We start from the raw sequence: 26,720 nt of genomic DNA, 5'->3' as shown, positions 1-26,720 counted from the left end.
CTTTATCTGCGTCCTCCGGTTTTCTTGCCAGCCAGTTCCAGCGCCAGTTCCGCATCCACGATAATCTTGCGTCCAATCTGGGTAATGGCTTTGTCTATCTTTCCGCTTTTCTTGATGCGGTTGGCTGTGGGCAGGCTGCACCCGAAAAGCTTGGCTATGCCGAGTATGCCGTACACGTACTTTCTTTCCGTGTCGGTGGTCGGCTGTGTTTGCGCTTCTGCCTGTACCGAAGCGTGTCTGCTTAGAAAAAGGAACTCTTCGCCTGTCATCTGCCAGACGGGTTTCACTAACAGTTCTTTGAGGTTGTTCATCGTCCGTATGATTAGTTGTTTGACAATAGCCCTGCGCACAGGCTGTTTTTTCTGTTCTCGAACGATGCAAAATTAGGTAGGGTTTTGAGTGGTAAGTATGTGGATGATAGATACGGATTGTTCTGTTATATCGCTGAATATCAAGAAATAAAAATACCACTCAAAAATTATTTTGAGTGGTATAAGTGGTCATGTCGTAAAATATATTGGAATATCACGGGTTATCGGAATATTCCGCCCATTTCTTTGACGAACTTTTGATTGGGAATGCTGGGTAAATCGGAGACGGGTTCCCTGTACTTGGACTTGTAATAGTTTTCATCAATATTTAGGTGTTTCAGGATGGCTTCCTTCCATTTGTCCTTATCCTGCCCCGGCAACTGCTCCCTCATCAGGGAAATCAGATAGCATACCCGTATCTTTTCCCTTGGCTTTATTTTCAATACGCATTGGCAGGGATGCAGATTCATGCAGGCATAGAAATCCGGTGCGGTAATGTCTTCAAACTGTTCCCCTGCACAAACTTCATGAATGAGGGAAATCAGTTTCATGCTGAAATATTCAGGCAATCCGGCTGTTGTAGCCGTAGCCGATGCGGTTGCCGTTTCAGTTTCCGGCTGGCTGTCTGTACGGCTCTGCCTGTTTGCTTCGTTCGGTTGGCTTTCTTCGTCCGGTACATATTTGGTCAGGATGCCCATGAAGTGTACGCTAAGCAGGTAGATGTCATCGCAACGGTTTTTCATGTATTGCCGGGCCTCTTTCCAGAGAAGGGTTTGCTGCTCATAAAGATGGTCCAGCTGGGCTTTCCCCTTTTCATATTCAGCCTTGCAACGCTCATATTCTCTTTCCGCCAGCTTTTCTTCTTCGGGTGTATGCTCTCGGTAGCCGATGGAATCATAGCGGTTGTTGGCTTCGTTCATCGGTTTGCGCAGCCTGTTCACCACTTCCATCTCTTCCTTGATGGCTTCTTTGTAGCTGTCTGCGTATTGGTTGCATACACGCATAATCACCTCATCATGGGGAAGGCGGTAAGCTTCATAAAGCCGTGTGTATTCTCTGACTTCCTTTTTCAGGCTTTTCAGCAGCAGGGCACATGGTTCTGGCGGTGTATGAAGCACCAGTTCAAGGATAGCTCGCTCAAAAGCCTTTATATCGCTCCATTCCGAGTAGAAATCAACGATGAATTTCTGCTTTTCAAAAGAGAAAGTATGGCTTACAATCCAGTCTTTGCAGATTCTGTTCAGTTCTCCGTATTGAGGAATGAGGGTTATTATCGTTTTCTGCATGGCATACTCTTATTATTGGGGGTCTTTGTCAAGGAAAGAAGCCAGTTCTTCTTCCACTTCTTCTACGCTGGGCAACGCTGATTTCAATTTCTCGGGAATTGCCTTGCTCAATTGGTAATCGCTGATGCCGATGGGCTGGTCATAGCCGGAAAGGGCATACTGGGCAACCACTTCGTCCTTCCCTCTGCACAACAAAAGACCGATGGTCTTGTTGTCGTGTTCCCCTCTCAACTTATCATCCACCACGTTGATGTAAAAGTTGAGTTGTCCGGCATATTCCGGCTTGAAAGGAGTGGCTTTCAATTCTATGACAATATATGCGTGCAACGGAATGGAATATAAAATCAGGTCGGCAAAGAAATCGCTGTTTCCTACTTGGAAGTGCTTCTGCCGGGCAACGAAGGCAAAACCGTTGCCCATTTCCAACAGGTAGCGGGTAACGTGTTTCACCAGCTGTTCTTCAATATCCCTTTCGTCTGCTTTTTCTTTGGCTCCTGCCAAATCAAAGATGTACGGGTCTTTGAGCAGGTAATTGGCAAGGTCGCTTTGTGGAGCCGGAAGTGTGGTCGTGAAATTGTTAACCTTGTTGTTGCTGATTTGTCGGCTATACAAATCACTGTCAATCTGTAATTTCAATACATTACTGCTCCATCCCATTTCCACAGACTGCTTCATGTACCAGTAGCTTAGACCCAATGGAAGTGAACTGTTAAGCATAATCACATGGCTTGCCCAATTAGTTCTTGCAACAGGTGATGTCATGAATACGCTTTCTATATCCTTAATTTCCATTTGGTAAATATCAGATACAGTTTTGGTAACATTGTGGATTTGTGCAAGAGGTTCTTGCGTGATTATCATTTCTTTGTTATCAGCAGATTGAATTTGCGCAAGAGGCTCTTGCGTAAATTGAAAATCGTTTAAGAAGTGTACTTCATCCTCAATTTTCTTCACGTTTGGTGCTATCAGTCTTGCATCTGTTTCTATGAAACTTTGCAACGCTCTTAAAGGATATGCTTTTGCAAACTGACACATATAGGTAAGGTTACGTTCCGAATAGCCTTTCTTCTCAGGGTAATGCAGTCGGATAGCCTTTGCCAACTGCTTGATGATTTTGCTTCCCCATCCGTGTAGCTGCTGGTGATAAAGGATGTAATTGCCTACCTTCCAGTAATGGAACAGCATTTGTGCATTGGCTGCAACAATCAGCCTTACTTGTGCCTGTTCTATTTCCGAACCGACCGCTTGAATGAATGCATCAAAATTCGTTTTTTCTATGTTGGATTCCTTGTTGCTCATAATGTGATGATAATTTCTACAAATATAGTCATTGGTAACTATCTATGAAACTGTTTGATACTTTTATAGTTGATTAAACTTGTTCATGGCGTTCGCCTTAATATCATCCGCTATGTCAATGTAGGGTTTCATAGCCTTGTAGTCGCTGTGCCCCGTCCATTTCATGACCACCTGTGCCGGGATTCCGAGAGCCAGCGCATTGCAGATGAATGTCCTTCTTCCTGCATGGGTACTGAGCAAAGCGTATTTGGGTGTGACTTCATCAATACGTTCATTTCCCTTGTAGTAGGTTTCGCGTACAGGCTCGTTGATTTCTGCCAGTTCGCCCAGCTCTTTCAGGTAATCGTTCATCTTCTGGTTGCTGATGACGGGTAGAGCCATGTAATTCTCGAAATGGATGTCCTTGTATTTGTCCAGTATGGCTTTACTGTATTTGTTCAGTTCAATCGTCAGGCTGTCGGCAGTCTTGACTGTGGTTATTTCGATGTGGTCGGATTTCACATCGCTTCTTTTCAGATTGCGAACATCCGAATACCGCAAACTCGTAAAGCAGCAGAACAGGAAAACGTCACGCACACGTTCCAGGTATTGCTTATCCTTGGGTATCTGGTAGTCTTTCAGCTTGTTCAGTTCATCCCAAGTCAGGAAGATTACTTTTTTCGAGGTGGTTTTCAGTTTCGGTTTGAATGTATCGTATGCAATGTTCTGATGATGTCCTTTCTTGAAACTCCAGCGCAGGAACCATTTGAGGAATCCCATTTGCTTGCCGATGGTGCTGTTTCTCATATCCTTAGTGTCACGCAGGAAGTTGACGTATTCGTTCAATCCAAACTCGTTGAAATAGTTAAACGTTGCATCCTCCTTGAACTCTTTGAGGTGGTTCCTCACTGCTGCAAATTTTTCATAGGTGGATGCCGTCCAGTTATTCTGGTTACCGCACTCTTTTACAAACTCATCGAACACCTCCCAAAAGCTGACAGGGGCTTCTTCCGGCTGTTCTTCGCTGGTGTCTTTCATTCTCATGTTGAAAGCTTCCTTCAACTGTTGGGTCGTTGGCATAACCTCCTGCACCTCAAATTCCTTGAAAATATTCTGGATTTCGGCATAGTATTTCAGCAAGTCCGTATTGATTTCGGCTGCACTCTGCTTTAGCTTGTTGGTACATCCGTTCTTTACCCGCTGCTTGTCTGCATCCCATTTGGCTACGTCAATCCGGTAGCCCGTTGTAAACTCGATGTGTTGGCTGGCAAAGATGACACGCATACGGATGGGTACGTTCTCTACGATTGGCACACCGTTCTTTTTCCGGCTCTCCAATGCAAAAATGATGTTACGCTTGATATTCATAATTGGGTGCGTTTGAAATTCTACACCCAAATATACACCCAATTATTGAGATAGCAAAAGACATTTAGAAACATTTAGTTTTACTCTATATTGTAATTTGCACTTGATTATCAGTTGTTTGCGGTTTTATGAGATTCTGTGAAAGTATAAGTTCGAGAGCCTGTCTCTCCGCTGAATTAACCGGAAAAAACGGACAGTAAACACACAAGTCCCACAAATCCAATGATTTGTGGGACTTTTTTTATCCCCTTGTGCCTGCCTTAAAGTATTTATCTATTAAAAACTTAATCCTACGAAGCAGGTCAGAAAACAACATAAAAAAGGCCATCTATCCCAGACAGCCAATCTTTTGTTAACCTTAAATCTAATACTATGAAAAACACATTACAAATGTACATGTTTTCCGCTAACCTCCAAACCGGCAGCGGTTAATATTATATTATATAACAACCCTTAATGCTCATTAAGGCTTTATCAGCGAAAACGCAACGTGCATTTGCTCCCAACGCATCATCCGTTTGCCCGGTGTGCATTATGCATCCGGCACAGATGGATGATGCGTTTTGCAAATCCGTCACATCAACAGTCAATTCTAAAATAACCATTACAATGAAAGCAACCCCAAACAAAGGAATGAAACTCTCCGCTGAAGATGTCAGAGCCTGCCTTCAGCACCGCTTGCACCGTAGCTTGAACTATATACCTCATGCTGCGCTCCCGCTACATCTTTCAGAGCCGCTTGAAAAGCGTGGAACGCTGCCGTCTCACGCCAGCCAAGGTGCTGGGCTACTTCAAGGAGGAAGGGGAGGAGTTGGGGGTAGGAAGTAAATTGGTTAGTTCGGATGGAAAAATTCGTATATAATGCATAAGCCGCATCCGTCGAATATAATGAAAGGAGATGTGATGAACAATTACTAACTTATATTCGTGAGAATAGACTGATTGAGAAATATTAATAAAGTAAAGAACAAAAGATAACAAAATAGTATAGGACAGTTAAAGTACAAAGGACATTTCGGTAGCGTGGAATACGGTGAAGAAGACAATTGCTTGTTTGGCAAAGTTCTTGGTCTTAAAAAGGATTGTATTACCTATAAAGGTGAAATCATTAGTGAATTGAAAAGTAACTTTGAGGGTGCTATCCTTCATGGCATGGCAGCCGCCAACGTCTCTCCCATTCTAACTTTGCAACATGTTTTATTAATAAAAATATGCAAAATAGAGAATGTATTTCTAATACATTCTGATTATTTTAGTATATTATTATATAGGGTGGTGGAGGATGAGGTGAGTCCCTCTTCCGCCATCTTATTTATTTCATTAATTTTTAGCCGATTCTAACTGTTTATTTGTATCCCCTTGGCTGGTCCCTTACCTTTGTCATGTTATCGAATTAAGAATAGACAAAGATGGAAAAAGAAATGAGCCCCATGACAACGGAGATACTGAAGAAAGGTTATCTCCTCTTCCCCATTCCCCGCCGGTATACACGGTTTGGTGTTTCTTTGTGGGATATGCCAGACCCGGATAATGGGAATGTAGACACGCATTGGACGTATGGCGGTTATGAGTATGTGAGTAATCAAAACTTCCATCCAACCGCCTGCGATGCTCCATTCGCTGGAAAAGGAAATGTGCCCGGTTGTGCGGCCAATCGTGCGTCATCGTTGCAGGTAGCGGATTTTTTGTTCTTTATTTGCAGAAAGGTTATGCGGAAGTATTCCTGCAGGGCTCGGATAGTAGTGAATCCCGTTGTGTTTTAAAGTGTTATTATTTGTAGACAGTTAATGTCTTTTGTTGTCAGATTCATTGATTTTTATTCTCTTTTCGTATATTTGCGCCCATTAATTAAAGATTGTCACACGACTATTCTGAAAAAAGTGTGATATTCTGATAGCATATTTATAATAGGGTTATTCCTGATTTTACACTAAACTGGATAGGATTAATGGAGAATTTGAATGCAGTGATTACGGGAGTTGGAGGATATGTTCCGGACTATGTCTTGACTAATGATGAAATATCTAAAATGGTGGATACCAATGATGAATGGATTATGGGGCGCATTGGTATAAAGGAAAGACGCATTTTGCATGAGGAGGGGCTTGGAACTTCATATATGGCTCGTAAGGCTGTGAAACAACTGATGCAGCGCACAAAGACCAGCCCGAATGACATTGACTTGGTTATCGTAGCTACTACCACTCCCGATTATCACTTTCCTTCTACCGCGTCCATCTTATGTGACAAATTGGGCCTGAACAATGCTTTTGCTTTTGACATGCAGGCTGTTTGCAGTGGATTTCTGTATGCAATGGAGGCGGGGGCGAATTTCATACGTTCCGGAAAATATAAGAAGGTTGTCATAGTAGGAGCTGATAAGATGTCATCGGTGATTGATTATACAGACCGCGCTACCTGTCCTATTTTTGGTGACGGTGCTGCTGCTTTCATGCTGGAACCCACCCGGGAGGATATGGGAGTAATGGATGCCGTATTGAGAACAGACGGGAAAGGTCTGCCTTTTTTACATATCAAAGCGGGAGGCTCCGTATGTGCTCCATCTTACTATACACTGGACAATCGGATGCATTATATTTATCAGGAAGGACGTACAGTCTTTAAATATGCTGTGGCCAATATGGCGGATGCTTGTGAGGCGGTCATGGAGAGGAATCACTTGACGAAGGAGGACATTGACTGGGTGATTCCCCATCAGGCAAACATGCGTATAATTACTGCTGTTTCGCAACGCTTGGGAGTATCTCCCGAAAAGGTAATGGTCAATATAGAACGGTATGGAAATACAAGTGCCGGCACGCTTCCATTGTGCGTATGGGATTTCGAGGATAAGCTGAAAAAGGGGGATAAACTGGTTTTTACAGCATTCGGAGCAGGATTTGCTTGGGGGGCTATTTACGTGAAGTGGGGATACGACGGAAAAGGTTGAGGCTCTCTGATAAGATTTAGGTTGTTTGTTTTTTTTCTGATACAACTTTTAGTATCTTTGCGAAACAGCAGTTTTTTATTGTGACAGAAAATTGCATGTGTTTTGTTAACCATATAGAAAACTAAAAACAATCAGCGTATTATGAACCAGGAATTATCCATGAGCCCCAATCTATTGGTGGCTGCCCTTCAAAAACCGGCTTCCGAGTTTACGAAAGCAGACATTGTTTCCTATATAAAGGAGAACGACATTCGTATGGTGAACTTCATGTATCCTGCGGCAGACGGGAGACTGAAGACACTGAACTTTGTCATCAATAATGAAGCATACCTTGATGCCATACTTACATGTGGTGAACGCGTAGACGGTTCCAGCTTGTTTCCGTTTATAGAGGCCGGTAGCAGTGATTTGTATGTAGTGCCGCGTTTTCGGACTGCTTTTATAGACCCTTTTTCTGAATTGCCCACACTGTCAATGCTCTGTTCTTATTTCAATAAGGATGGTGAACCGCTGGAAAGTTCTCCGGAATATACCCTGCGTAAGGCATGTCAGGCATTCACTACGGTTACGGGGATGGAATTTCAGGCTATGGGAGAATTGGAATATTATGTCATTTCTGAAAATGACGGATTGTTCCCGGCTACCGACCAGCGTGGTTATCACGAATCGGCCCCTTATGCCAAGTTCAATGATTTCCGTACGGAATGTATGTCATATATTGCGCAGGCAGGCGGACAGATAAAGTATGGGCATTCTGAAGTCGGTAATTTTACGCTGGACGATAAGATTTATGAGCAGAATGAAATAGAATTCCTGCCGGTGCGTGCCGAGGAGGCTGCTGACCAACTGGTGATAGCAAAATGGGTTATTCGTAATCTGGCTAGCCAGTATGGATATAACATTACTTTTGCACCGAAAATCACGGCAGGAAAAGCCGGTTCCGGATTGCATATACATATGCGTGTCATGAAGGACGGGCAGAACCAGATGCTGAAAGATGGGGCACTCTCTGAAACAGCCCGTAAGGCCATTGCGGGCATGATGAAGCTGGCTTCTTCCATTACGGCTTTCGGTAATACAAATCCTACTTCCTATTTTCGTCTGGTTCCTCATCAGGAAGCACCGACCAACATTTGCTGGGGCGACCGCAACCGTTCGGTATTGGTACGCGTTCCGTTGGGCTGGTCGGCAAAAACGGATATGTGCATGTTGGCAAATCCGTTGGAGACCCCAAGTCATTATGATACTACACAGAAACAGACGGTGGAAATGCGTTCGCCTGACGGTTCGGCCGATTTGTATCAATTGATTGCCGGACTTGCTGTAGCTTGCCGTTATGGATTTGAGATAGACGATGCTTTAGGAATTGCAGAAAAAACATATGTCAATGTAAATATCCACAAGAAAGAAAATGAAGATAAGTTGAAACAACTGGAACAGCTTCCTGATAGTTGTGCCGCTTCTGCCGATTGCTTGGAAAGACAGCGTGCTGTCTTTGAACAATACCATGTGTTCAGTCCTGCAATGGTTGATGGGGTTATCTCTAAACTGCGTTCTTACGAGGATAGAACCTTGCGTGCAGAGATACAAGACAGTCCGGAGGAGATGCTGAAACTGGTCGAGAAGTATTTCCACTGCGGATAGGAGAAGAAATGAGGGCATAACTCACCGCAGGTTACACAGATTGCTATAGAATTTCTGATAATCAGGAACTTTTATCTGTGTTAATCTGCGGTGATTGTGTATTTTGACACCTCTCCATTATTCCTTTGGCTTTGAATACTGGTTCTGCTTTTTGTATTTCCGATTCGAAGCCGAACCAATAACCATTTTGGGTATTGTCGTCAATGGGTAGAAAACATAAGCGGAGGCTTTCTTTGTAGTTTCCATAGATGACTTCCCAATATTCCGGTGGCATCTGGCGCTTGGTCTTGACTTTCTCTGCTGGTTTTTTCTTTAATGACATGCCAGCCTCTATCCAGGCAATGGTGACCATGATTTTATAGGCCGGATAATGCATACTGCAGAATTCATAGAGTACGAGACCTCGCTTTTCCAGGCTCATGGGCTGGTCTATAAGATTTTTATCGATTAAAAATTCCAGAAAGCGACGTAGGAAGTCGTTGTCATCCAGAATCAGCTTGCGGGTGATGGCTTGCCAAGCAGTTGTGTTATAGAATCCATCCAGAAGACGTGACAGTTGCCGGGCTGTTTGAAGCTCGTTGACGCTGATTTCATTTGTTTGAAGCACTTCATAAGGAGGGAGAGGAGAATATCGGATGCCCAGTTCTTCCGCTCTTCTTCTCATTTCTGTGCCGGGAAGTAACTTCAGGGATTCAAGCTGTATCTCGCCGGCATTGTATCCGGCAAGTGTACGCACATCTTCAAATATTTCGGATAGGCGGTATAGAGGCAAGCCGGCAATGAGGTCGGCGTGTGTTTCCATATTGGGTAGGGAACATAGGAAACGAAGTCCTTGCAGTGAATCCTCCAGACTTCCCATCCGACGGCTTTTCTGGAGGACCGGTTCGCGCAGGCTTTGAATACCGGCCTCGAGATGGAGCAATCCTTGAGGTAGCTTTTTCAATTCATTTTTCAGCTCTTCGGATAATAGTGCAGGGTGTATTTCTAAGTGAAAGCATATGTCCGGGTTGAATTCCAGGAAAAGTTGCAGTAATTCTTTAGCACGGCGCGGATTATAATTAAAGGTCCGGTCGAGGACGCGTACGTTTTTTATTCCATGGCTGTGGATAATTTGAAGGCGTTCACGGATACTTTCAATGGACAGTGTGCGCACCGGTTTTTCTTCACCGCTGACGCAGAATGCGCATGTGTTGAAACAGCCTCGGGTAGTCTCCAGTTGTACGAATGGTTTGCTCCAGTTGAAAAAACAGCTGTTTTCCGGTGGTACGAGCCGTGAAAAGTTAAGTACACGGGCTATGCCGTTGTCTATATATTGCTTTTGAGGATTCATATAGCAGAGTCCCGGAATACTGTTCCATTTTTCCGGCTGGTTCCAGCAAGACAGCCATTGGGGGAATGCTTCTTCTCCCTCTCCCCTGAATACGCAGTCGATGAAAGGGTTTTTATGCAGAAAGTCTTCATTGTTTCCTAAGAATTCAGGTCCGCCCAAGATGAAGCAGCTATTGGGAAGCAATGCTTTTAATCTCGCCGTGATGTGCAACAGTTGTTCGTGGTTGAACAACCATGTTGTTGCGGCAATGATGTCGGGTTGGTGCCGGTATATTTCGTCGACAATCATTCCTACGTTTTCATTGATGGTGGCAGATACGATTTCCCATTTTACGGAATTGTTTTTTGCTATTTGTGCGTGCAGTGCAGGGAGTGCCAACGAAGAGTGTGCATACGAGCTATTGAGGTCTATCCAAAGAATTTTCATGTTTAATTGAGTTTCATCTTTGCAAAGATAACTGATTTTGCTTTTCGTATAAACAAAAAGGGTTATATTTGCATGACGGAAATCGAAAATAGTAGAGTGTTGGTATAGAATGTTTTTTGAAAGATGAAATATTTCTTTTGTATTCTTATTTCTATAAGGTGATAACGGATTATCTTATCACTGGCTTGATAAAGTAAGGAAGGAAGTGCTATTAAGTGTGATTGATACAGAATGCAAAATATCGGAATAAGTTTCCAGCTATTTTGAACATTTTGAGAAAGTAAACTCTTTTGTACAAGAACTGGTTTAGGTAATTGATTCCTTCCTATGATGTAGGGATACTCTGTGAGGAGTATCCCTACAATTTTTTACATTGATTCCACGTTGCCTCCCTTTGAGGGGAATTGTTTGGACAATAACAAAAAAGAGGAATATTCTTTCGAATTTCCTCTTCTTTGCGGGTGGCAGATGGGACTCGAACCCACGACATTCAGAACCACAATCTGACGCTCTAACCAACTGAACTACAGCCACCATGTTAGTGCATTTCTTAAATGCGGTGCAAAGATAGGGATAATCTTTAATATTGCAAAGAATGAGACGAAATTTTTTGAGATTTCTGCATTATTTTTTCTTCTCGTAGATATCTATATTGTGCTGCTGGAGCAGCTTTCGAGAGCTTTTGACGAAGATTTCCAGGTGTTTACGAGCTTCCGGAGTTAAATGTTCTGTAGGAAAACTGGCAGGATAAAGAATGTAATTTTTTTCTTTAGTAAGTCCCGGCCGGCCGGTCCAGACCAGATTATATCCACAATAGGAAACACGACAGTATGGAAAAGGCAGAGGATTGGAGTCTGGTAGGGGCGTCTGATTCTGACCGCTGTAAGAGGGACGGATGGGTTGGGGGAGAGGATGTTTCTCCAACTGCAAAGTGAAGATAAGGCCGCCGTCAGTGTTGGCCTTGCTCATATTGGAAATGAAGTTTCCCAAGGAATAGACTATGATGTGCTGTTCGGTACCGTTGGTACGTAGTTCCATCGGTTGAATGACGTGAGGGTGTGAACCGATAATATGTGTTACACCTTGTTGGAGCAACCAGTTGGCCAGCTCGCGTTGCTCACGATTGGGAAGGGACTGATATTCCTTTCCCCAATGCATGCAGGCAATAATGGCATCCGGTTGGCGTGCCTTGGCACTTTGGATATCTTGCAGGATGGTATTCTTATCAATATAGTTTACGATATTGGGAGAGGTAGCCTTGATACCATTGGTGCCGTAAGTATAGTTGAGCAGAGCAATGCGAAAGCCGTTTCTGTTGATGAACAGGGGATAGCGTTGCCTGCGCTCCGACAGATTCTTGTAGGTGCCTGCGTAACGAATACCGGAGGAGTCGAGCAATTGTATGGTACGCTCCATCCCCTTTTTCCCACGGTCCAGACAGTGGTTGTTGGCTGTCAGTAAAATATCGAATCCGGCGTCCTTTATGGCTTGAAGATATTCATCGGGGGCGCTGAACATAGGATAGCCCCGATAGGGCTTGCCCCCCAATGTGACTTCCAGATTTCCTATGGCGAGGTCTGCCTGGGATATTTGCTCTTTTATGAGGGAGAAGCAGGAGGAGTAGTCATATTTTCCTTCAGATACATGTGCTGCGTCTATTTGTGCCTGGTGCTGCATCAGGTCACCGACAAATAATAGCGTAATCCTTTCCTGAGAGGAAAGGGTTACGCTATACAGTAAGACAGTCATGAAGACGACGAGCGTTTTCATTACGTTGTTATTGGTAGATTGCTTTCTTGCCGGCAAGCAATGTATTCTTCATAAGGGAAACGATGGTCATCGGACCTACGCCTCCCGGTACGGGGGTAATGAATGAACATTTAGGAGCTACTTCATCGAATTTCACATCACCGGTCAACTTGAACCCGGATTTCTTGGAGGCATCGGGCACACGGGTAGTACCTACATCAATAACGACAGCACCTTCCTTGACCATTTCCGCCTTAACAAAGTTCGGTTGTCCCAACGCAGCAATGATGATGTCCGCTTCCTGGCATTCCTTTACCAGGTCTTTGCTGCGGCTGTGGCATACGGTTACTGTGGCGTCGCCGGGATAAGCTTTCTGCATCATCAGGGCAGCCATGGGTTTGCCGACAATGTTACTGCGTCCCAATACCACGCATTTCTTGCCTGAAGTTTCTATCTGATAGCGCTTCAGCAGTTCAAGGATACCGTTGGGGGTAGCGGATACATAGCAGGGAAGACCAATGGACATCCGTCCCACATTGATGGGATGGAAACCGTCCACATCCTTACGGTAGTCGATGGTTTCAATCACCTTTTGCTCAGAGATATGTTTGGGCAAGGGAAGCTGTACAATGAAACCGTCCACATCTGCATCCTCGTTCAATTCGCGTACTTTGGCAAGCAGTTCCTCTTCGGTAACGTCTGCCTCGTAACGGATAAGGGAGGACTTGAATCCGCAAACTTCGCATGCTTTTACTTTGGCGGCAACGTAGGTTTCGCTACCTCCATCGTGTCCTACAAGAATGGCGACCAGATGCGGGCGTTTACCCCCACGAGCCACTATCTCGGCTACTTCTGCTGCAATCTCTTGCTTTACTTGCTCTGAAATTGCTTTTCCATCAATCAGTGTCATAGGCTATTATCTTATCTTTTTAATTTCGGCATCATCTTGCCCATCTTGCTGCCAGTGACCATCTTCATCATCTTGCGGGTCTGGTCAAACTGTTTCAGCAGGCGGTTTACTTCCTGAATATTCGTACCGCTACCTTTGGCAATGCGCTGGCGGCGTGAACCGTTCAGAATGGCCGGATTACTGCGTTCTTCCGGAGTCATGGAGTAAATAATGGCTTCAATGCTCTTGAAGGCATTGTCGTCAATGTCTATATCCTTGATGGCTTTGCCTACGCCCGGTATCATGGAGGCAAGTTCCTTCAAGTTACCCATTTTCTTGATTTGTGCAATCTGGCTCAGGAAGTCGTTGAAGTCGAACTGGTTCTTGGCAATCTTCTTTTGCAGGCGTTTGGCTTCTTCCTCGTCATATTGTTCCTGTGCACGTTCCACCAAAGATACGATGTCACCCATACCGAGGATACGGTCGGCCATACGTGAGGGATGGAATTGGTCTATGGCATCCAGCTTTTCACCGGTACCTACAAACTTGATGGGCTTGTTTACCACCGAACGGATAGAAAGGGCGGCACCACCGCGGGTATCACCATCCAGTTTGGTCAATACTACACCATTGAAGTCGAGCCGTTCGTTGAATTCTTTAGCGGTGTTCACTGCATCCTGACCGGTCATTGAATCCACTACGAACAGAATTTCGTCCGGATTGATGGCCTTCTTGATGGCGGCAATCTCGTTCATCATCTCCTCATCCACTGCCAAACGACCGGCTGTATCGACAATTACAAGGTCGTAGCCTTTGGCTTTGGCTTCTTGGATGGCATTTTGGGCAATGGCTACCGGATTCTTGCTGTCCGGTTCCGAGTACATAGGTACGCCAATCTGTTCAGCCAGTACGCGTAACTGCTCGATGGCAGCAGGACGGTATACGTCACAAGCCACCAATAACGGCTTTTTGTTCTTCTTGCTCTTCAGCATGCGGGCCAGCTTTCCGGAGAAAGTTGTCTTACCGGAGCCTTGCAAACCGGACATTAGGATAATGGCAGGCTTGGAGTCGAGGTTTATTTCAGAAGTCTCGCCGCCCATGAGCTGGGTCAGTTCATCGTGCACGATTTTTACCATCAGCTGGCTGGGCTTAACGGCTGTCAGCACGTTTTGTCCCAAGGCTTTTTCCTTAACGGTATCGGTGAAGTTTTTGGCTACCTTATAGTTCACATCGGCATCCAAAAGTGCCTTACGTACGTCTTTCAGGGTTTCCGCAACATTGATTTCGGTGATTTTGCCCTCACCTTTCAAAATTTTAAACGACCTTTCAAGTCTCTCGCTTAAATTATCGAACATAGTATCTAATTACAATTACTAAATTACAAATTACTCTTATTGAGGCGCAAAAGTACAAAAAATCCCTTTAACTGCCTTCTTTTGAAGCAGAATATTATTGAAGACTTGCAGTGGATGGGCGAAAAGAATGGAAGTGCCGGTCAGGGCACTGATAATTATCTATATTATTCTGTTTTTTGAGGGCTTTTTACTTATTTTCTATGTATGAAAAAACGGATATACAAAAGCTTCCACCTACGTTTATGGACGTAAATGGAAGCTTTTGTACAATATCTGTATGCAGTTATTGTTAACTGTTCATGCTCATCAGGAATTCGTCGTTGTCTTTGGTCTTCTCCAGACGGTCTTTTACGAAGTCCATGGCTTCTATCGGATTCATGTCGGCAAGGTACTTGCGGAGAATCCACATGCGGTCCAGTGTCTGCTTGTCTTGCAGCAGGTCGTCGCGGCGGGTGCTGGAGGCAACGATGTTGACAGCCGGGAAGATACGCTTGTTGGACAAGTTGCGGTCGAGCTGCAACTCCATATTACCCGTACCCTTGAATTCTTCGAAGATAACCTCGTCCATCTTCGAGCCGGTGTCAATCAAGGCAGTGGCAAGGATGGTCAGTGAACCACCGCCCTCGATGTTACGTGCTGCACCGAAGAAGCGTTTGGGCTTATGCAATGCGTTGGCATCCACACCACCGGAAAGCACTTTGCCGGAAGCCGGGGATACGGTGTTGTAGGCACGTGCCAGGCGGGTGATGGAGTCGAGGAAGATGACAACATCGTGTCCGCATTCCACCATGCGTTTTGCTTTTTCAAGGACGATGCCGGCAATCTTCACGTGGCGTTCTGCCGGTTCGTCGAAGGTAGAGGCGATTACTTCCGCATTGACGGTGCGAGCCATGTCGGTAACTTCCTCCGGGCGTTCGTCGATGAGCAGCATAATCATGTAGACTTCCGGATGATTGGCGGCAATGGCGTTGGCTATGTCTTTCATCAAGATGGTCTTACCGGTTTTGGGCTGTGCCACAATCAAGGCACGCTGGCCTTTACCGATGGGGGCAAACAAGTCTACGACACGGGCAGACATGGAGTCGGAGTATCCGCCTTTGCAAAGTTTGAACTTCTCGTCCGGGAAGAGGGGGGTGAGGTGCTCGAACGGTACGCGGTCGCGTACGAAAGCCGGGTCACGTCCGTTTATTTTGGATACTTTTACCAGCGGGAAGTACTTTTCGCCTTCTTTCGGGGGACGGATTACGCCTTCTACCACATCACCGGTTTTCAGGCCGAACAATTTGATTTGTGATTGTGATACGTAAATATCGTCCGGTGAGGACAAATAGTTGTAATCGGAGGAACGGAGGAAGCCGTAGCCATCCTGCATGATTTCCAGTACACCGGTTCCGGTGAGGATGTCGTCGAATTCGTACGCCTTCTCGCGTTCTATTACAGGTTTGCGTTCCGGAGCGGCGGGATAGTTCTCTCCGTTGTTATACGGTTGTGCAGGGCGCTGCTGTACGGGGCGCTGCTGGTTATAGCCACCGGTACGGTTATTATTGTTGTTATTATTATATGGGTTGTTGTTGTCACGGGGACGGAGGCGTGGGCGTTGTGGCTGTTGCGGTTGCAGTTCGGCAGGGGCAACGGCAGGAGTGGGAGTTGCGGGAGTTTCTGCTTTGGTCGCTTCGAATTTACCGATAAGTTCGGAAGGCAACTCTATCTTTTCTGTGGGGAGGTCTTCAATGGGGATGAAGTCATCTGCCGCCTCGGCCAGAATAGGGCTTTCGTCCGGTACGATATTCTTCACGGCTTTTTTAGCTTCCACTTTTTTAGCTTCCGCTTGAGGTTCTGTTTTCGGAGCTTTAGCCTCGAAGTTCAGTTCCGGTTCGGCAACCTTCGGGGTTTCTGTTGCTTGGGGTGCGGCAGCCTCTTCCTTTACCTTGCGGGGACGTCCCGGTTTGCGTTTTTGGGGGGCGGCTTCTTTGGCTGGCGCCAGCGTTGCAGCTTCTATGGTCGGTTCTTGGGGTGCTTCCACAGTTTTGGGTTGTTCTTTCGCAGCCGGTATTTCCTCAGTTTTGGCTTTGGTGAGGTCTCCGTTTTTATTGGCTGAGAACACTTTGTCGGCACCTTCCTTTTTTACGGTCTTTACAGTGACGCGCGAGCGTTTTTGTTTTTCCCCTTTGCGCTCTTCCTTCAGCTTGTCGGCGGCAACTTTCTTGGTAGCGCCTGCGATAGCTTGTTCGTCAAGTATCTTGTAAACAAGTTCTTCTTTTTTGAGTGAGTCTGTTTTTTTTATACCCAGTTCTTGGGCAATAGTTTGTAGTTCCGACAAATTTTTGTCGTTCAGTTGAATGATGTTATACATACAGTATATATGTGAATGGTTTAAAATTTACTTTTATTGAAAGGCATAAGTGCACAATTGCAGTTGTTGTAGGAAGCAACTTGGGCAAGTTTACCTTGTGATATATGATTTATATGGGATATTTATTATTGAACCGGAAATCTGATAAACAATTCTCGCCACAGCAAGAAGTCGCAGAATGTTTCAACGGTGCAAAGGTAATAAATATTTTTGGTTTCATAAACAAATCATCTTTTTTTTAAATTTAAAACTTTATCTTTGCTGTATTAACAACAACATGAAGGATTGGTTTATGAATATAGATGAAGTGCAGTTGATAACTTTTTCACCTACTTGTACCTCTAAACAAGTGGGAGAGGCAATTGTTCACGGAACGGGAATTTCGTCTGTCTCCAAAGTGGACCTCACCTTGGAAGCGGCGGGTAAAAGGGAGGTGCCTTCCCATGCTTTGGCGGTCATCACGGTGCCCGTATATGGCGGTCATGTGGCTCCTTTGGCATTGGAGCGAATGAAGGAGCTTCGTGCTGACGGTGCACCTGCCGTGGTTGTGGTGGTTTACGGCAACCGGGCCTATGAGAAGGCTTTGGTGGAATTGGATGCTTTTGTCACGAAGTTGGGTTTCAAGGTAATTGCAGGCGCTACGTTTGTAGGCGAGCACTCTTATAGCAGTGAGAAATACCCGGTAGCGGCCGGACGTCCGGATGCGGACGATTTGGAGTATGCAAAGCTTTTTGGTGAAAAGATACGTGCTAAAATTGCGGCAGCCGAAGATATGGAGAAACTGTATGGAGTGGATGTGGCCCGTATCCAGCGCCCGCGCCAGCCTTTCTTCCCGTTGCTACGCTTTTTGCGCAGAGTCGTCAAGTTGCGTAAGAGTGGGGTGCCTATGCCCCGCACTCCGGAAGTGGATGCGGAACGTTGTACGCATTGCGGATATTGCGTGAAGCATTGTCCTGCAGGAGCCATTATAAAAGGAGACGAGTGTAACACGGTTGCAGAGAAATGCATCAAGTGTTGTGCTTGTGTGAAAGGCTGTCCGCAGAAGGCGCGCACGTATGACACGCCGTTTGCCGTATTGCTTTCCGATTGCTTCAAGAAACAGAAGGAGGACAGAATCATTCTGTGATGGCTACTGGCCGGTGGTTGATACAACCAGCACTTTCCGGGTTTTTTCGTCTATTCTGAAACGGTTGTCCGCCCGTTCTCCCACCAGCCAGATGATGTCATCTCCGCAGCAAAGTACCCATTGCCGTTCTTTGCGCAGAAGGGAGAACTTGCGGTCGGTCAGGTAGTCGCTTACCTTCTTCCGTCCTTTCATGCCGAAGGGCACGAAACTGTCTCCCTGCTTGCAAAGGCGCAGCGAGAGGGGATGCTTGAGTTTGTCGGCATCAAAGCAGGCGGTGGCTTTGTCGCGTGGAATAATGAAATCCGGTGTATAGGGATGCTCTTTTATTTCCAGTAGCGGCTTTACGGCTTCTTGTACGGGTTCTATCAACAACGAGCCGCGGTCTTTGATAACACGCCAGCCGGGGGTAGTAAAGACTTTGCCGGGCTGTCCGTCCAATGTCCGGCAGATGTCCCTTACTTGTGCGGCGTTGAATCCAAGCGGATGCAAGATCTCAAATAAGACCGTTTCCGATGCCGCTTCTTGCTTCAGGGCGTTGATACTTATGCCTTCCGATGTCTTGACCCGCAGTTTGGCTTCTTCTATACCTATATTATATATAGAGGCCGCATCGTCCAGATGCTCTGCCGTTTTGAGGATGCTTTCCTTGACGGAGGGGTTTATCTCCTGCATCATGGGAAGCAGGTTCAAGCGTATTTTGTTGCGGGTATATTCGTCCTGCAGATTGGTGCTGTCTGTCACGTAGGCTTGCCCGATACTTTCCAGATAATCGGTGATTTCCTTTCTGTCCAGGCAGAGCAAGGGACGGACTATATGTCCGTTTCGGGGGCGTATGCCCCGCAATCCGTTGATGCCGGTACCGCGAATCAGATTGAGCAGCAATGTCTCCACACTGTCATCCTGATGGTGGGCGACGGCAATGACGGTTGCACTGCATGCTTCCCTTGTTTTTTCAAACCACGCGTAGCGCAATTCCCTTGCAGCCATTTCGATGGAGATATGCCGTTCCTTTGCTTCCCGCTCTGTGTTGAAATGGACGGTGTGCAGCGTCACCCGGTGCTCCAGGCAGAGCTGGCGTACAAAGTGCTCGTCGCGGTCGGATTCCGCTCCGCGCAGGTGGAAGTTGCAATGGGCGGCTTCGCATGTGTATCCCAGGCTGAGGAGCAGGCGCAGTAACGCCACGGAGTCCGCCCCGCCACTCAGTGCCACAAGTATCTTGTCGTCCGGCGAGAAGAGTTTGTGGCGCTCGATGTATTGTACTACCTTCTGCATATTCAACTTATTCGACTATAGAGTAGTGCAAAGATAGTGCAAACGATTTTTATTGCCACATCTGCAAGTATCTATTTTCAGAATCTTTATCGGCTAAGGTCGTATTTGCTAAAAGCTAATCTTACCACAGCTGTGTTTTATGCATACCACATCTTTGTTCTTTTCTTACCACAACTGTGGTAAGAAAAGAACAAAGATGTGGTGAAGTTACGATTTAGTATCTCTGGAAATAGTGTTCTGCCTTTTGGGCATTATTGTTCAGTATCTTTTGGGGGAATTAAATGATGGTTCAATCTTTTCTCTTTCGCTTATCACGGCTCTTTCATTTATAGGAGTTAAGGGGGGGAACACCTTTAAAGGAAAGAACCGTGTCTGCTTATTTAAAAACATTCTAAATTATTTGTGCCTTGCGGACATAAGTATTATCTTTGCCCCCAAAATAGAAAAGAAAGGCAGAAAGACTATGCGTTTGTCCGAATTGAATACCGGTGAAAAAGGTGTAATCGTAAAAGTGCTGGGACACGGTGGTTTCCGCAAACGGATTGTGGAAATGGGATTTATTAAAGGTAAAACAGTGGAGGTCTTGCTGAATGCTCCGTTACGTGACCCTATCAAATACAAAGTAATGGGATATGAGATTTCTCTTCGTCGGCAGGAGGCTGAGATGATAGAGATTATCAGTGAGCAGGAAGCCAAGGAGCAGGCTGTGCAGCCCGATTTCCACGAGGGGCTGGGCGAAAACATGCATCTGGGCGAAGATGAGCTGAAGCAACTGGCCCTCGGCAAACGCCGCACTATAAATGTGGCTTTGGTGGGAAATCCCAACTGTGGTAAAACTTCTCTTTTCAACATCGCTTCCGGCTCGCACGAGCATGTGGGCAATTACAGTGGCGTTACGGTAGATGCCAAGGAGGGGTATTTTGACTTCCAGGGCTATCACTTCCGTATTGTCGACCTTCCCGGAACCTATTCCCTCTCGGCCTACTCCCCTGAAGAAATCTATGTTCGTCGGCACATCATCAATGAAACGCCGGATATCATTATCAATGTTGTGGACTCTTCCAATCTGGAACGCAATCTTTATCTCACCACCCAGCTGATTGACATGAACGTGCGCATGGTGATTGCACTGAACATGTACGATGAGCTGGAAGCCAGTGGAAATACGCTGGATTATGTAAAGCTCAGCCAGTTGTTCGGAGTCCCGATGTTGCCTACGGTCAGCCGTAGCGGGAAGGGCATCGAACAGCTGTTTCATGTGATTATCAATATTTACGAAGGGTGCGATTTCCTCGACCATAAAGGAAGGATACGCAGCGAGATATTGAATGACCTTCGCAGCTGGCATCAGGAGTATGTTCCCGACCATGATTTCGGCAGCCATAAAGAAGAGGTGGAACAGCCGCGCGGCTTTTTCCGCCATATCCACATCAATCACGGTCCAGAGTTGGAGCGTAGCATTGAGGAGGTGAAGCGCGTCATCAGCGTCAATGAGAACATCCGTCACAAATATTCCACGCGTTTCCTTGCCATCAAGCTGCTGGAGAACGACGGAGACTTGAAAAAGATTGTGGAGGAGCTGCCCAACGGAAAGGAAATTCTTGCCGTCTGCGACCGGGAAGAGGCACGGATTGCCGAGGTGATGAACGAGGAGAGCGAGCAGGCCATCACCGACGCCAAGTATGGTTTTATAGCCGGTGCCCTGCGCGAGACCTATGTGGACAATCATCAGGATACGTCGCGGACCACTCAAATCATAGACTCAATCGTTACCCACCGCGTATGGGGCTATCCCATTTTCTTCCTTTTCCTTTATCTGATGTTCGAAGGCACCTTTGTGCTGGGCGACTATCCTATGCAGGGGATTGAGTGGCTGGTAGGCGAATTGGGCGACCTGATACGCAACAACATGTCCGAAGGACCGTTGAAGGACCTTCTGGTGGATGGCATTGTCGGTGGTGTGGGAGGTGTCATTGTATTCCTGCCGAATATTCTGTTGCTCTATTTCTTCATCTCCTTGATGGAGGACTCGGGCTATATGGCGCGTGCCGCTTTCATTATGGATAAGATTATGCATAAAATGGGGCTGCATGGAAAGTCCTTCATTCCGCTGATTATGGGCTTTGGCTGCAATGTTCCCGCTATCATGGCTTCGCGCACCATCGAGAACCGCAAGAGTCGTCTGGTGACGATGCTCATCAACCCGCTGATGTCGTGCAGCGCCCGTCTGCCCATCTATTTATTGCTGGTAGGCGCCTTCTTCCCGAACAATGCGAGCTTTGTGCTGTTGGTAATCTATGCCATCGGTATTCTGTTGGCAGTGCTCATGGCACGCATTTTCTGCCGCTTCCTGGTGAAAGGGGACGATACACCGTTCGTCATGGAGCTGCCGCCTTATCGTATGCCGACGTCCAAGGCCATCTTCCGCCATACGTGGGAGAAGGGAGCGCAGTATCTCCGCAAGATGGGAGGTATCATTATGGTGGCATCCATCGTTATCTGGGCATTGGGATATTATCCCAACCACGATGAATATGAAAGTGTGACGGAACAGCAGGAAAATTCCTACATCGGTCGGATTGGTAAAGCCATGGAACCGGTCATCGAACCGTTAGGATTCGACTGGAAACTGGGTATTGGCATCCTTTCCGGCGTGGGCGCCAAGGAACTGGTGGTAAGCACGCTCGGAGTGCTTTATGCCGACGATGCCGAGGTAGATGCCGTAAGCTTGAGCGAACGCATTCCAATAACGCCCCTGGTGGCTTTCGGCTACATGGTGTTTGTGCTGATTTATTTTCCGTGCATCGCCACGTTGGCAGCCATTAAAGGGGAGTCGGGCAGTTGGAAGTGGGCCGTGTTTGCGGGGCTTTATACTACTGCGCTGGCCTGGCTGATGTCTTTTGCAATTTATCAGATAGGAGGTCTGTTTTTATGATGAATAGTTGGCAGGAGTGGGTAGTAGCCTTATTGTTGTTGCTCTGCGCTGTGCGGATTGGCATGAGTATTTATTCTTTTTTTCATCGGGTCAAAGAAAATGGTAATCCGTGTGATAGCTGTGCAAGTGGCTGTGAACTAAAGAATTTGTATGATAAGAAGCGTGCGGAGTGCAGTGGAGTGACGAAAAAAAAGAAGAAAAGTTGTTGCGGATAGTTGGTAGTTTCAAAAAAAGTGCTACCTTTGCATCCGCAAACAAGAAATAAAGAGTTCTTGTAAGAACCGGTACCTTGGATGAGTGGCTTAGTCAGCGGTCTGCAAAACCGTGTACGGCAGTTCGAATCTGCCAGGTACCTCGAAGAATAAAACTCCGAAACTGCTTTTTAAAAGTGTTTCGGAGTTTTTTGTTATAGGGAATTGTTTGCCCATTCTATAAAATATCATTCGCTGAATAGTTACAGCTTACTTATTAAAGATTGAATAAAATGAAAAAAGTAGGATTTCTGATTTTCTGTCTGTTTGCTATGTGCAGCATGGCAGGCAAGGCACAGGATGTAGTGGCGGACAGTACCGGCTACATCGTTAAGGTAGGGGAGATGGCTCCTGATTTTACAGTGAAGCTGACGGATGGGAAAAGCATTACCCTTTCGGAACTTCGTGGGAAGGTGGTCATGTTGCAGTTTACCGCAAGCTGGTGTGGAGTGTGCCGTAAGGAGATGCCTTTCATTGAGAAGGATATTTGGCTGAAGCATAAGTCGAATCCGGATTTTATGCTGATTGGCATTGACCGTGACGAGCCGTTGGAGAAAGTGATTGCTTTTGGTAAGTCAACCGGAGTGACCTATCCTTTGGGTCTGGACCCGGGAGCGGATATATTTGCGAAGTATGCGCTCCGCAAGGCAGGCATCACACGCAATGTCCTAATTGATAAGGAAGGGCGTATTGTGAAGCTGACACGTTTGTATAACCCTGAAGAATTTGCTTCTCTGGTGAAGGAGATTGACGGGATGCTTTCTGAATAGCAGGCATAGGCAAGATATAAAAAAACGAAGTGCCCCCTAAAAGTTTTTGTCTAACCTTTAGGGGGCACTTCATTTTATGCTTGTCGGGATAGTTTGGCAAGATAGTCATAATGTGTACCCTCTTTCACCAGTTCTGCAGTAAAGCCGTTTTCGGCAGCATAAAGGCTCAGGGTTTGGAAGTCGATGTAGAGCCAGTCAAAGGAGTCTCCTTTGACATTCTTGTATTGCATCTGGAAGTCTACCTCTCCGTAGTAATCACCGGCAAGGTCGATAACAATACTGCCATCTTCCTCTTCGAACAGATAGCTCAGGTTGCTGGAATCCATTAAAACGCAGCCTCCAGGCCGGAGCAGCAGCTTCATCTTCCGGAAAAAATCAGGCAGATTCTCCAACTTTCCGATAATGCCGGAACCATTCATCAGCATCAGGATAGTGTCGTATTCATCGGCAAAGTGTTCATTGAACAGATTGGTTTGTGACACGCTACGCACACCTCGCTGCTTCATCACTTCCACGGAAAGCGGGGAAATGTCGATGGCATGGACCTCTTTTCCGGCTTCTTGCAGGGCAAGGCTATGGCAACCGCTGCCGGCACCCACATCCAGAATCCTTCCGGTTGCCATTTGCAGAGCAGTACGCTCCAGCAAGGGCATTTGCTTTTCTGTGCGGAATAGCTCTTCGACGGGAATTTCGTCCTCATCGAATTGTGAAGAGAACACGCGTAGGCGGTCGGCTTTATGCCGTTTGAAGTAATCGGCTATGGCTGCGCCCATCGGGTCTTTGTCGGCAGGCAATAAGGCTGTATTTATCATTTCTTATGTCTGTTAGCGCGTTTGCGGCGGATTTCTGCTTTCATTTTGGCTGAGGCGGAACCGTGTTGCCCGGTAATGTAGGTTTTCTTCTTGGCTTTGGTCTTTATCTTGTTTTCTTCTTTAGGTTTGTCCTTTTTGCCTTTGAAGACAATACCACCCATCATCGCTTCTTCTATACTCATATATTTCGTTGTTTTAATAAAGTAGAATATCATTTCTCCGGCAATACCTCAATCCAATAGTCATCCGGGTCATTGATAAAGTACAGTCCCATTGCTGTGTTTTCGAAACATACCCATCCGTTTTCCTTATGGTATTGGCGTATGGCGTCGTAATCGCCGGATACGCGGAAGCAGAGGTGACTCTCGTTCTCTCCTAATTCGTAGGCTTGTGGGTGATCCTTCAAGCAGGTCAGTTCCAGCAGAAAGCCGGTACTGCCGTCGGTCAGATAGACCAGAGTGAAAGAGCCGTCGGACGACTCTTTCCTATGATGTTCTTTCAGCCCCAGTGCCTTTTCGTAGAATGCGATGCTACGTTCCAGGTTGGTGACATTGATATTAAAATGGTCGAATTTACTTTTTATTTCCATTTGTTTATTTCTGATTTGATTATTTACAATTTATAGTCTGCGTGTGCGGTCATTTGACCATTGCTTTCAGAATTTCGCCTACATACGTGCGTGGCATACCTTCCATCGTTGCCGGTGAGGGCAGCTTCTTACATTCCAGAATGACCGTAGGCTCTGTCTGTCCCGTAGGATAGAAACGGATGGTATAGCTTTCTGCTTTTTCCATTTGTTCATACGGCTGGTCGGGCGATAGTATGCTGAATACAACTGGTTTGCCGTTGACTTTGCCCAAAGAACCTCCGGAGTTTGCTGTCATCATGGTCATGTTGAAAGGCTCTTGGCCGATGACGATAACCAATTTGCCTGCTCCGGTCTGGATGGCATCGGCTGACAATTGCTCGGGGGCTATGGTCTTGTATTCTTGCTGCTGGCTCTTTTGGGCAGGAACCAGTGCGGCAGGTTTCTTGACTTGGGGCACTTCGATGACTTGGGCATCTTTCACGATGCCTTCGGATGCCTTTTCAGCAGCCTGGGCAGGTTCCACGGTAACTTGTTTCTTCGGGGTGATTACCGTCGGACCGGAATTGACGACAGCTTTCACCTCTTTCTTTTCTTCTACCGGAGCTTTGGCAGTGGTGGCGCTCAATGCTTCTGCTGCTCCCAGGCAAAGGTCATCAACGAAGTCTACGGTTTTTCTGCGCCACTTGGCAAGTCCGCGTACCAGTTTGGTCTTCGCCTTGTTCAAGGCATACTTGTCTACAATCCACTCCTCGGCGGTATATTTTTCTTTTCCTTCGCGGTAGTTAAACCGTATCTTTTCTACTTCGAGCACGCTCTTTTCGGGTTGGCAGGTCACAGTCAGCTGGTAAAGGATTTTGGTACGGTCTAATGACAGAGCCGTAGAACTGAATACAATCCATTCATCCCCGATACCTACAATCTGTCCTTTCTCTTTGTCTGAGAATACTACACGGCTGTTATTTTCATTCTCTTTCAGACGGGCATCCATCCAGCCGAGCAGACGTTCGTAGATTTCATCCTGAGACATGCCGGGGATGCTGAATTCTTTGGTGAATACCACTTTACCGTCCACCTCGGGAACGGCACCGGCCAGATATTTACTGTCGTCCCTATCCTGCGCCTGCAGCATGGCCGGCAGACACAGGCAAAACAGTGTAAAAAGAAGTTGTGTCAAATTTTTCATAATAGTATGTGTTTTAATTATTAATTTACGAGTTACGGGCTACAAGTTGGGGAGTTCGAAACTTTCACCACGGTGTGCGATGCTTAGGAAATGGCATCCCTTGCTCTCGGCAAACTGCCGGAAGGCGTTGCCTCCCTGATAATCTTCGCTGAAGTGCATCGGTACAAATATAGTGATTTTTATTCGTTCCACGAATTGTTCTGCTCCACGCATATAATCTTTTCCGATACGGCTGTCCACCGGAAACATGGCTACATCTATGGCAGGTGCAGTTTGCTGCAGCTCTCTCACTTCGGCCAGAAAGTCACCTTCGGCTTTGCGTATTTCCTGCGGAGTAGATTCCTCGCTCCAGTGCCAGTTGTTCAGGTCACCGGCATGGAACAGCCGCTTGCCTTGCAGGTCTATCAGGAAGGAGATACCCACATCGGTGGAACCGAAGGCTTGGATACGGATATGTTCGTCTTCGTAGGTGTCGCCCTTATTGATATAGATGGCATCTTCCGCTGAGGCGCGGCGGTGCTTTAGGATGTCTTTGGAGAATATGTAGCGGATGTCGGGCCGCAGTTTTTTCCATGAAAGAACTTCGCGATTGAAGTGGTCGGGATGGAAATGCGAGCATAGTACGTAGAGTACGCCCGGCTTTTCCAAGAGATAGTCGTGCACGATACCTTTATTGAAAACCTCTTCCGAGGAATCTTTATAGTAATCGATAACGACCGTCACTCCGTCCGCTTCAATCGCGAAGCCGCTATGGTAGATGTAATCAAGTTTCATTTACGGATTGAATTATAGCGCAATATTACAAAAAACGCTACACAAACTTCCGGTTTAAGCTGTTATTTT

General features: G+C 46.3%; 24 protein-coding genes and 2 tRNA genes. 10 read left to right on the top strand and 16 right to left on the bottom strand.

The window, feature by feature from the left end; all coding sequences use genetic code 11:
- Positions 1–2: 2 nt before the first annotated feature.
- From EYA81_RS02255 to EYA81_RS02240, 4 genes are all read right to left on the bottom strand, one after another.
- Positions 3–311, bottom strand: coding sequence for a DUF3853 family protein (locus EYA81_RS02255; RefSeq protein WP_117701267.1), 309 nt, complete (start codon positions 309–311; stop codon positions 3–5).
- A gap of 221 nt (positions 312–532) precedes the next feature.
- Complete coding sequence (locus EYA81_RS02250; protein ID WP_131225326.1) at positions 533–1,597, bottom strand: hypothetical protein; 1,065 nt, start codon at positions 1,595–1,597, stop codon at positions 533–535.
- Between the two features lie 12 nt (positions 1,598–1,609).
- Entirely contained in the window at positions 1,610–2,896 is a 1,287-nt protein-coding gene (locus EYA81_RS02245) for a YhcG family protein (RefSeq protein WP_131225325.1), read from the bottom strand.
- A 63-nt stretch (positions 2,897–2,959) separates the two neighbouring features.
- A complete protein-coding gene (locus EYA81_RS02240; RefSeq protein ID WP_131225324.1) occupies positions 2,960–4,243 on the bottom strand; it encodes a site-specific integrase in 1,284 nt (427 codons plus the stop codon).
- Between the two features lie 706 nt (positions 4,244–4,949).
- On the opposite strand from EYA81_RS02240, the gene EYA81_RS02235 reads away from it, so the two are divergent.
- From EYA81_RS02235 to EYA81_RS02215, 5 genes are all read left to right on the top strand, one after another.
- A complete protein-coding gene (locus EYA81_RS02235; protein ID WP_226791197.1) occupies positions 4,950–5,105 on the top strand; it encodes a hypothetical protein in 156 nt (51 codons plus the stop codon).
- Positions 5,106–5,266: 161 nt separating this feature from the next.
- A complete protein-coding gene (locus EYA81_RS19315) occupies positions 5,267–5,584 on the top strand; it encodes a hypothetical protein (RefSeq protein ID WP_174647008.1) in 318 nt (105 codons plus the stop codon).
- Between the two features lie 68 nt (positions 5,585–5,652).
- The gene (locus tag EYA81_RS02225; RefSeq protein ID WP_117965358.1) at positions 5,653–6,006 is read left to right on the top strand and encodes a hypothetical protein; all 354 of its coding nucleotides are present in this window, start codon (positions 5,653–5,655) and stop codon (positions 6,004–6,006) included.
- A gap of 185 nt (positions 6,007–6,191) precedes the next feature.
- On the top strand, positions 6,192–7,193 hold the full coding sequence (locus EYA81_RS02220) for a beta-ketoacyl-ACP synthase III (RefSeq protein ID WP_117600361.1): 1,002 nt from the start codon (positions 6,192–6,194) through the stop codon (positions 7,191–7,193).
- Between the two features lie 141 nt (positions 7,194–7,334).
- Complete coding sequence (locus EYA81_RS02215; RefSeq protein WP_131225323.1) at positions 7,335–8,837, top strand: glutamine synthetase family protein; 1,503 nt, start codon at positions 7,335–7,337, stop codon at positions 8,835–8,837.
- Positions 8,838–8,898: 61 nt separating this feature from the next.
- Here the strand turns inward: EYA81_RS02215 and EYA81_RS02210 are convergent, their stop codons facing one another.
- The 6 genes from EYA81_RS02210 to rho all read right to left on the bottom strand — a co-directional run bounded on the left by EYA81_RS02210 (position 8,899) and on the right by rho (position 16,939).
- Positions 8,899–10,593, bottom strand: a complete 1,695-nt coding sequence (locus EYA81_RS02210; protein WP_131225322.1) for a B12-binding domain-containing radical SAM protein — start codon at positions 10,591–10,593, stop codon at positions 8,899–8,901.
- Between the two features lie 460 nt (positions 10,594–11,053).
- Positions 11,054–11,127 (bottom strand) — tRNA-His (locus EYA81_RS02205).
- 90 nt (positions 11,128–11,217) lie between these two features.
- Positions 11,218–12,363, bottom strand: coding sequence for a CapA family protein (locus EYA81_RS02200; protein WP_131225321.1), 1,146 nt, complete (start codon positions 12,361–12,363; stop codon positions 11,218–11,220).
- 7 nt (positions 12,364–12,370) lie between these two features.
- Positions 12,371–13,252, bottom strand: a complete 882-nt coding sequence (folD, locus tag EYA81_RS02195) for a bifunctional methylenetetrahydrofolate dehydrogenase/methenyltetrahydrofolate cyclohydrolase FolD (RefSeq protein WP_131225320.1) — start codon at positions 13,250–13,252, stop codon at positions 12,371–12,373.
- Positions 13,253–13,263: 11 nt separating this feature from the next.
- Entirely contained in the window at positions 13,264–14,586 is a 1,323-nt protein-coding gene (gene ffh, locus EYA81_RS02190) for a signal recognition particle protein (RefSeq protein WP_117965352.1), read from the bottom strand.
- 289 nt (positions 14,587–14,875) lie between these two features.
- Entirely contained in the window at positions 14,876–16,939 is a 2,064-nt protein-coding gene (gene rho / locus EYA81_RS02185) for a transcription termination factor Rho (protein ID WP_131225319.1), read from the bottom strand.
- Positions 16,940–17,231: 292 nt separating this feature from the next.
- Between rho and EYA81_RS02180 the strand changes: the two genes are divergently transcribed.
- On the top strand, positions 17,232–18,065 hold the full coding sequence (locus EYA81_RS02180) for a 4Fe-4S binding protein (RefSeq protein ID WP_165491348.1): 834 nt from the start codon (positions 17,232–17,234) through the stop codon (positions 18,063–18,065).
- A 3-nt stretch (positions 18,066–18,068) separates the two neighbouring features.
- On the opposite strand, the gene tilS is transcribed toward EYA81_RS02180, so the two are convergent.
- Positions 18,069–19,337 (bottom strand): tRNA lysidine(34) synthetase TilS, encoded by a 1,269-nt coding sequence (tilS, locus tag EYA81_RS02175; protein ID WP_117600354.1) that lies wholly within the window; start codon positions 19,335–19,337, stop codon positions 18,069–18,071.
- A gap of 463 nt (positions 19,338–19,800) precedes the next feature.
- Between tilS and feoB the strand changes: the two genes are divergently transcribed.
- The 4 genes from feoB to EYA81_RS02155 all read left to right on the top strand — a co-directional run bounded on the left by feoB (position 19,801) and on the right by EYA81_RS02155 (position 23,293).
- Complete coding sequence (gene feoB, locus EYA81_RS02170) at positions 19,801–22,272, top strand: ferrous iron transport protein B (RefSeq protein WP_117600353.1); 2,472 nt, start codon at positions 19,801–19,803, stop codon at positions 22,270–22,272.
- Positions 22,272–22,487, top strand: coding sequence for a hypothetical protein (locus EYA81_RS19390; RefSeq protein ID WP_370293441.1), 216 nt, complete (start codon positions 22,272–22,274; stop codon positions 22,485–22,487). Before feoB ends, EYA81_RS19390 begins: the two co-directional genes overlap by 1 nt.
- A 68-nt stretch (positions 22,488–22,555) precedes the next feature.
- Positions 22,556–22,627 (top strand) — tRNA-Cys (locus EYA81_RS02160).
- A 129-nt stretch (positions 22,628–22,756) separates the two neighbouring features.
- Complete coding sequence (locus tag EYA81_RS02155) at positions 22,757–23,293, top strand: TlpA disulfide reductase family protein (RefSeq protein ID WP_016274283.1); 537 nt, start codon at positions 22,757–22,759, stop codon at positions 23,291–23,293.
- 74 nt (positions 23,294–23,367) lie between these two features.
- On the opposite strand, the gene EYA81_RS02150 is transcribed toward EYA81_RS02155, so the two are convergent.
- Genes EYA81_RS02150 through EYA81_RS02130 form a run of 5 tightly spaced genes read right to left on the bottom strand, consistent with a single transcriptional unit; the run spans position 23,368 to position 26,651 of the window.
- On the bottom strand, positions 23,368–24,105 hold the full coding sequence (locus tag EYA81_RS02150) for a bifunctional 2-polyprenyl-6-hydroxyphenol methylase/3-demethylubiquinol 3-O-methyltransferase UbiG (protein WP_131225318.1): 738 nt from the start codon (positions 24,103–24,105) through the stop codon (positions 23,368–23,370).
- The gene (locus EYA81_RS02145; protein ID WP_008664928.1) at positions 24,102–24,287 is read right to left on the bottom strand and encodes a hypothetical protein; all 186 of its coding nucleotides are present in this window, start codon (positions 24,285–24,287) and stop codon (positions 24,102–24,104) included. Before EYA81_RS02145 ends, EYA81_RS02150 begins: the two co-directional genes overlap by 4 nt.
- Positions 24,288–24,316: 29 nt before the next feature.
- Complete coding sequence (locus tag EYA81_RS02140; RefSeq protein WP_117600350.1) at positions 24,317–24,694, bottom strand: VOC family protein; 378 nt, start codon at positions 24,692–24,694, stop codon at positions 24,317–24,319.
- Between the two features lie 49 nt (positions 24,695–24,743).
- The gene (locus tag EYA81_RS02135; RefSeq protein ID WP_131225317.1) at positions 24,744–25,877 is read right to left on the bottom strand and encodes a DUF4468 domain-containing protein; all 1,134 of its coding nucleotides are present in this window, start codon (positions 25,875–25,877) and stop codon (positions 24,744–24,746) included.
- 39 nt (positions 25,878–25,916) lie between these two features.
- On the bottom strand, positions 25,917–26,651 hold the full coding sequence (locus tag EYA81_RS02130; RefSeq protein WP_131225316.1) for an MBL fold metallo-hydrolase: 735 nt from the start codon (positions 26,649–26,651) through the stop codon (positions 25,917–25,919).
- Positions 26,652–26,720 lie beyond the last annotated feature (69 nt).

The organism is Bacteroides sp. A1C1 (assembly GCF_004328515.1).
In the GTDB taxonomy this organism is placed as follows: Bacteria; Bacteroidota; Bacteroidia; order Bacteroidales; family Bacteroidaceae; genus Bacteroides; species Bacteroides uniformis.
Note: the sequence above shows the minus strand (reverse complement) of the source record. Positions and strands in the feature narration are given on the sequence as shown.